This window comes from Pseudomonas sp. GOM6, from assembly GCF_029537485.1.
In the GTDB taxonomy this organism is placed as follows: Bacteria; Pseudomonadota; Gammaproteobacteria; order Pseudomonadales; family Pseudomonadaceae; genus Aquipseudomonas.
In genome coordinates, this window is the sequence record NZ_JARPUS010000023.1 from 43,193 (window position 1) to 49,872 (window position 6,680).

At 57.1% G+C, this 6,680-nt stretch carries 6 protein-coding genes; 2 read left to right on the forward strand and 4 right to left on the reverse strand.

The window, feature by feature from the left end:
• Nucleotides 1–37 precede the first annotated feature (37 nt).
• A complete protein-coding gene (locus P7A97_RS19610) occupies nucleotides 38–676 on the reverse strand; it encodes a DUF480 domain-containing protein (protein WP_277692121.1) in 639 nt (212 codons plus the stop codon).
• A gap of 71 nt (nucleotides 677–747) precedes the next feature.
• Nucleotides 748–1,788, reverse strand: a complete 1,041-nt coding sequence (locus P7A97_RS19615) for a diguanylate cyclase (RefSeq protein ID WP_277692122.1) — start codon at nucleotides 1,786–1,788, stop codon at nucleotides 748–750.
• Between the two features lie 128 nt (nucleotides 1,789–1,916).
• On the opposite strand from P7A97_RS19615, the gene P7A97_RS19620 reads away from it, so the two are divergent.
• Together P7A97_RS19620 and gap are read left to right on the forward strand one after the other, a co-directional pair.
• Entirely contained in the window at nucleotides 1,917–2,582 is a 666-nt protein-coding gene (locus P7A97_RS19620) for a hypothetical protein (RefSeq protein WP_277692123.1), read from the forward strand.
• A gap of 68 nt (nucleotides 2,583–2,650) precedes the next feature.
• On the forward strand, nucleotides 2,651–3,652 hold the full coding sequence (gene gap, locus P7A97_RS19625; protein WP_277692124.1) for a type I glyceraldehyde-3-phosphate dehydrogenase: 1,002 nt from the start codon (nucleotides 2,651–2,653) through the stop codon (nucleotides 3,650–3,652).
• A gap of 13 nt (nucleotides 3,653–3,665) precedes the next feature.
• Here gap and P7A97_RS19630 read toward each other — a convergent pair whose 3' ends face one another.
• Both P7A97_RS19630 and P7A97_RS19635 read right to left on the reverse strand, forming a co-directional pair.
• Nucleotides 3,666–4,007, reverse strand: a complete 342-nt coding sequence (locus P7A97_RS19630; RefSeq protein WP_277692126.1) for a tryptophan synthase subunit beta — start codon at nucleotides 4,005–4,007, stop codon at nucleotides 3,666–3,668.
• A 101-nt stretch (nucleotides 4,008–4,108) separates the two neighbouring features.
• Nucleotides 4,109–6,680, reverse strand: a 2,572-nt coding sequence (locus P7A97_RS19635) for a VWA domain-containing protein (protein ID WP_277692128.1), incomplete at its 5' end; no start/stop codon positions are given.

The window sequence follows — 6,680 nt, forward strand, 5'->3', positions numbered from 1 at the left end:
GGCAGTGAGTCTTAATGAATTCTGAAGCTAGAAAATCTCAGCTTTCCAGGCGGGCCAGACGCTCTTCCAGAGCCGCCACCCGGGCTTCAAGCTCGGCGATGCGAGAATCATCCGCCGTACCCCGAGCTGGGGTATCAGCCTGGCGCGCGGCCAGCAGAGCTTCCAGATCCGCCGCCGCGCCCAACTGGTGCATATAGCGATCCTCGCGCTGACCGCTCTGCCGCGGCAGCAGCACCACCAGCTCACGACCGATCAGACGCTCCAGCTGGTGCTGTACCTCGGCGGTGTCTTCGAAGGCGTAGAGGCGATTGCTGCGGGTGAGCAGTTCACTGAGCGTCTGCGGCCCCCGCAAAAACAGCAGGCCCAGCAGCGCTTGCTGGGGTTTGACCAGCTCCAGCGCCTTGTCCACCCGATGCTCCCAGCGATCGGCGCGGCCGCCCATCACCAACCGGGTAAAGCCGAGTCCTTCCAGGGCGCGCAGGGCCTGGCCGACCTGGCCTTCGGTGAGGTTCATCAACGGCTCGCGGCTGGTCTTCTGATTACAGGCCAGCACCAGGGCATTGAGGGTCAGTGGGTAGGTTTCCGGGGTGGTGGCCTGCTTCTCGATCAAGCAACCGAGAATGCGCACATCGATGGCACTGAGCGGCTCGCGCTCAGTCTGGGTTTCGCTGGTCATAGGGCGTTCCAGTCTGTGGATAGGGTTTCAGCCTGCCACGCCCAGGCGTAGTTGGGAACTTGGCAGGCCGCCTAGTCGGCAGCACTTACTACCTGGTTTCGTCCCTGACGCTTGGCCTGGTACAGCGCCTGATCGGCATCCTTGAGCCAGTGATTGGCATCCAGCTGCATCGGGCTATACCCCGCCAGGCCTATGCTCAGGGTGATCTGCAGGTGCGGCGCCAACTCGCTGCGCACCTCGGCCAGCTCTTGGCGCAGGCGCTCCATCACATCGGCCGCCAGAACCGCAGGGGTGTTGGGCAGGATCACACAGAACTCATCGCCCCCATAGCGGCCAGCCAGGTCATCTTCTCGCAGACTCAACGCCAGGCGCTCACTCAGCAGACGCAGCACGCTGTCGCCGACCAGATGGCCATGGCCGTCGTTGATCGCCTTGAAGTGGTCCACATCGATCAACGCCACGGTGGCGCGATGCTGCCCCTGCCGGCACTTGTCGAACTCGCGGTGCAGCAGGTCCTTCCAGTGCCCGTGGTTGTATAGCCGGGTCAGGCTGTCGGTGCGGCTGACCGCGCGTAGCGCCTGTTTGTGCTCGGCCAGCTTGATGCTCAGGCGATAACTGACCCAGCCCAGGGCCAGCGGGTAGAGCACCAACATCGGTAGGCAGGCGTAGAGCTGCAGCATGCTGGTTTCGGGATTGAAGGCCGGGCCGAAGGTCAGCAGCCCCAGAAGCATGCCAAGCAGCATGCTCAGGCAGCCCTTGAAGAAGAACCTCCCGCCACCGGCGGCGATATTGTTCATGGCCATCATGGCCAGGATGGTCACGGTCGGCAGTGCGTTGAACTGCATGGCCGCCGCCCAGAAACCGCCGAAAACCGAGTCGATCAGCAGGTTGCGCCGTTCTGACTTGAACGGCGCTTTCGACATACGCGCCAGTAGGTAGGCCAGGTGCGGCCAGAGAAAGCCGTTGAATACCAACAGCGCCCATACCCAGGGCTGCGGCTGCAACGGCCACAGGCCGGCAGCGACGCACATAAAGCCGATGCCCAGCCCGATGCTGCGCGGCAAGTAGATACGCTTAGCGAAGGAAAGGCCTGAACCGGTGCTTCTGTCCATGATCACATCCGGAGGAAATGCACTGAGAATGGGCGCCTGGCAGCGACTTTACAAGAAACGCGAAACACTCACCCTTGAGCAGCAGGCCACCTGCGGGTAAGTTCGCCGCATGTCGCCAGGAGAGCTTCATGAATACCCGCCACCTGCTATTTGCCCTGCTGCCGTTATTTGCCGGCTGCCAGATGTTCAGCGTGTACAGCAACAAACCCGTCATCCCGCCGCAACGCCTGCAAGGGCAGCTGACCCAGAACGAGGGTCGCCTGCTATTGGCTCCATGTGGCGAAACCCGCAGCATCGAAGTGGTCAATGACGGCAGCAGTGAGATCGTCCGCGAAGCCGCTGGCTTGTTTGCCGACGGCCACCGCGAGCTGTTCGTCGACCTGCTCGGCGATGTGACCGGCAGCAAGAGCCAGGGCGTGGACGGCGAGCTACAACCACGCCTGGTCTACCGCCTGCAAGGCGAAGGCCCAGGCTGCGGCGCACCCGGCTTTGAGCGTTTGCTATTGCTTGCCAGTGGCCATGAGCCGGATTGGAGCCTGGGCGTCAGTGGCAAAGGCCTGGTGCTGCAGCGTCTCGGCCAGGAGCCACTGGCGGTGCCCTATCTGGAAGAACAACTGCCGGAGGGCCGCTTCAATCTCAGCAGCGAAGCCAACGGCCAGAAGCTGGAGCTGTGGCTGGCACCCCAGCGCTGCACCGACAGCATGAGCGGCAGCGTGCAGCACCTCAGTGCCGAGTTGCGCCTCAATGGCGAAGTGCTGCGTGGCTGTGCCTACTTTGGCGGGGCCCGGCGCTAACCCGCAATACGCAGCTCCGAACCTGGCCGCCTATGCTGAAAGGCAAGACCAGACAGAAGGAAACTGCCATGTTGCGAATTGCCCTGAACGGATACGGGCGCATCGGTCGCGCCCTGCTCCGCGCCCTGTTCGAACGTGGACTGGAAAACCAGATCCGCATCGAAGCCATCAACGAACTCGGTGATTTCACCACCCTCGCCCACCTGACCCGGTTCGACTCGACCTTCGGCCGTTTTATCGGCCAGGTCGAGCTGCAAGATGACATCCTGCAAGTGCGTGGTCAGCCCATCCGCCTGAGCAACCACAAAGACATCGCCCAGTTGCCCTGGAGGCAACTGGCCGTCGACGTGGTGGTGGATTGCACCGGCAAACTGAAGAAACGCGCTCTGGTCGAGCAGCATCTGAACGCCGGCGCACCGCGCGTACTGCTCTCGCACCCGCTGGAAGCAGCCGACCTGACCGTCGTCTACGGCGTCAATCACCACCTGCTGGGCAACCAGCAAATCGTCTCCAACGCCTCCTGCACCACCAATTGCCTGGCCCCGCTAGCCCAGGCGCTACACACCACGGTCGGCATCCGCCAGGGGCTGATGACCACGGTGCACGCCTACACCAACGACCAGAACCTGCTGGACAAGACCCACAGTGATCTCTACCGGGCTCGTGCGGCGGCGGTGTCGATGATCCCCACCAGTACCGGCGCGGCCAAGACCATCGGGCTGGTGATACCGGAACTGACAGGACGCCTGGATGGCATGGCGGTACGGGTACCGACCAGCAATGTGTCGCTACTCGACCTGACCTTCACCAGCGAGCATCCCACCGACCGGGAACAGATCAACGACATCCTGCAAAAAGCCGCGCGGCAGCTGCCGTTGGGAGTGATGGAGTGCAACGAACTGCCGCTCGTGTCCAGCGACTTCAACGGCTACCCGGTATCCTGCGTGGTCGACCTCAACCATACCCGGGTGCAGGGCAGCGACTTGGTCAAGGTGCTGGCCTGGTACGACAACGAATGGGCCTTCGCTAATCGTATGCTGGATGTGCTGCTGGCCTGGCTCAAACCCTGAAGACAGGCTCGACTCAGATCAGGTGGTGATCGTCGTCGCCCAACAGGCCGCTCAAACCCTCGATCTCGGCGCGCGTCACCGCGCGCTGGTCCAGCTTGCGTCGGGCAGCTTCGGGGAGGTCGGTATAGCGAATAACGCCTTTGCTCACCAGGGCAGTGACCACGTCCTCCAGCACCCGGACCAATTCCAGGTCAGAATCCTTGAGGCTGGCCAGGCGCTCCCTGACCTCTTCCCGAGCCGCGATCCACCGATGCAGCTCCTCACTCTCCACCGCCAGCGTTTCGTTCATGCCTTCGAACGGGTCATGTTCCACCCGTAACAACCGCCCCTCCGCGTCCCGCTGCACGTACACCATGTGACCTCCCTCCAAGCATGAAAAAGCCCGCTACCCGGTTAAGGGTAGCGGGCTAATCATCAAAAGCTCCGGCTTAGTGCTAAAAACAACTCAATAAACCATCAAGCATTATCTACCTTCAGTGTGCCATCACCGAGCATGCTGAGGATTAGAGCCGACTCATTGCCCGGTGCATGACCATAGGCGGCGTACAGGTTTACATCCTGCAGAACAATGGTTTGCTCAGTAGAGGCAGCCGGATCTAAAGCTGATGTCTCACTGACTTTGATCACCGTATCCAGGGCGGCCGTTCCCGATTCATTGCTGAGGCTAATATCAAGGAAGCTCAATAGATTTCCAATGCCACCGGTTGTATTTTCTCCCGTCAATAGCTGGGAGAGATCCAAACTGTCGCCATTAGCACTTCCATTGTAGTTATGAATAAAGTTTAAAATAGTATCGGTGGCACCGCCTGCATCACCGGCTTGCCATACGAAAATATCCTTACCTGAACCGCCAGACATGAGATCACTCCCCGTGCCGCCGGTGATGATGTCGCTTCCTTCCTGGCCGAAGATCCAATCATCTCCGCCTCCACCCAACAGGGTGTCATTACCAAGAGCACGCCCTGACTCGGCACTAAGCTGCAACGCGTTGGCCTTGATATAAGCCAAAGTATCCGCACGATCCCAACCGGCGTAGGCAGCCCCAATACCCTGCCCAGCTTCAAGCGCTTGGAATACCGCCCAACCAGCGCCTGGCAAGGTACTCAAACCGGCATCACTAGCCAGTACATCGGTATAGAGAACATCGCCAAAGATCAGATCATTACCAGCGCCACCCTCTATCCGATCATTACCTGCATCAGCGAGAACCGTTTCAGGGTTGAAATTTAGCAACACACTTTGTAGTTGGTCACCCGTAGTGACATTGCTTGCCACATCAGGATTAGAGTTAGCAGGTTCGCCTTCCATCTGATTAAGGATATCAAGTGCACTGCCCCCGACATTGATACCGACCGCCTGTATTGGCCCAAAACTCGACTCTAGTTGACTCACCTCATTAACCGTGTCGTCATTACTATTGGGATTAGTATCATAAGCGCCCAAAACCTGCTGAACCGCAGTAGCTGAAGAACCATTAGTGATCGCATTACCAAGATTAGTAGAATTACCACTCAGCCAACTATTAGGCTCACCATCAGAGACAAATATGGCTTGATTAATTACCTCACTGCCGGCATACGGAGCAGTTGCCCCTGCACTACCAACCCAATTCAGCGCTACTTGAAGTGCAGCTTCATAGTTAGTAAAACCACTCGCAGCCATACTATTAACAGCCGCCTGAGCTGCAGACAAACCACCTGGAGCCTTTAGATCAAAAACACCAAGACTGGTTGCCGAGCTATCAAAGTCGATCAGATTCACACGAACATTCGCTGCCGCCCCTGCGGCCAAAGTCGCAAGCATCGTATTCACAGAAAGCTTTAGTGCTGCCATCCGAGTCATGCTCATTCCATTGAACAAGATGTTATCTCCCATGCTACCGGAAGAGTCCATCATGACAATCAAGTTAACGCTCTTGCCGACAACGCTTGCACGACCCTCGTCACCAACCAGCACATCGCCACCAGCATTACCTGTTATAACACCTGCCCCCCCTGTAACCACATAGGGAGTAGAACTTCCGGCAACATCATGCGCATTGGAACCCACAATAAATGTCGAGGGAATTACTGGCTCAAAGGTGACATTTAGGGTGGCGCTCGCCTTATCTCCGTCGCCATCAACCACAGCCACATTAAAGCCGGTCGACACAGGGTCTTCATCAATACGATCTACAATCTTAAGAGATTTCACCCTAAAACCATCACCTCCAGTATCGGAAAGTTCAACTCGGGTGATATTGGTTAAAGTCGTCGGTATTTGCAACTGCACGCCATTACTAAATACCGTAGTACTACTTTCCGAAGTCAGTACACCATTTGAATCGGTACCATAGACAGTCCAAGCCACAGTATTGCTAGCCCCTCCACTTTGAATATCGATAGCAAAGGAGACTTTAACTGCAGGTTCGGCAAGATCAAAAAACAGTTTTTCAGCACCACTAACCCACTGATTACCAGCAGCCAAACCTATGGTGCTGGAGTTAACCGTGGTAATAGATGAGTCAATTGACACAACAACATACTGACCTATCGGCACCGCATCTCCAGGCTTAAGTATCAACCCGGTATTAGTCACAACCAAATAGTCCTGCTGACCACCAGGAATATTGCTGAACGTCGCCGAAAACTCTTGAGTCTCAGCATCCAGCTTACCATTCATATCAATGACATAATTGCCAGCAGCATCAAATGTCATCGTAAATATCAAAGACTGCCCAACCCCTGTATAAACACCAGGAACAGCACTGGTGTACGCATAGAGCACACCCGGAGAAGCAGGGTTTACGTAGTAATAAACTATTAAATTATTAGAGGTTAAATCTGTAGCAGAATAAGTCGTGGTTGTACCATTCCAACCAACTATATTGCCAGTCAGATCGCCATAACCTGCACCGTCACTGCCTAAGTCGACCAATGAGCCGCCCGTTGTGTAACCGTCGGCGGAGTTTGCCAACACGGCGGCTTGAACATTACTGATGGCCGGACCGTCATCTTCGAAGCCCAGCACAGAGCCCAGATCCAGGGTG

Bases quoted from the DNA above. Each gene is read 5' to 3' on its own strand.
- P7A97_RS19610 (WP_277692121.1), bottom strand. From the start codon at position 676: ATGACCAGCGAAACCCAGACTGAGCGCGAGCCGCTCAGTGCCATCGAT.
- P7A97_RS19615 (WP_277692122.1), bottom strand. From the start codon at position 1,788: ATGGACAGAAGCACCGGTTCAGGCCTTTCCTTCGCTAAGCGTATCTAC.
- P7A97_RS19620 (WP_277692123.1), top strand. From the start codon at position 1,917: ATGAATACCCGCCACCTGCTATTTGCCCTGCTGCCGTTATTTGCCGGC.
- gap (WP_277692124.1), top strand. From the start codon at position 2,651: ATGTTGCGAATTGCCCTGAACGGATACGGGCGCATCGGTCGCGCCCTG.
- P7A97_RS19630 (WP_277692126.1), bottom strand. From the start codon at position 4,007: ATGGTGTACGTGCAGCGGGACGCGGAGGGGCGGTTGTTACGGGTGGAA.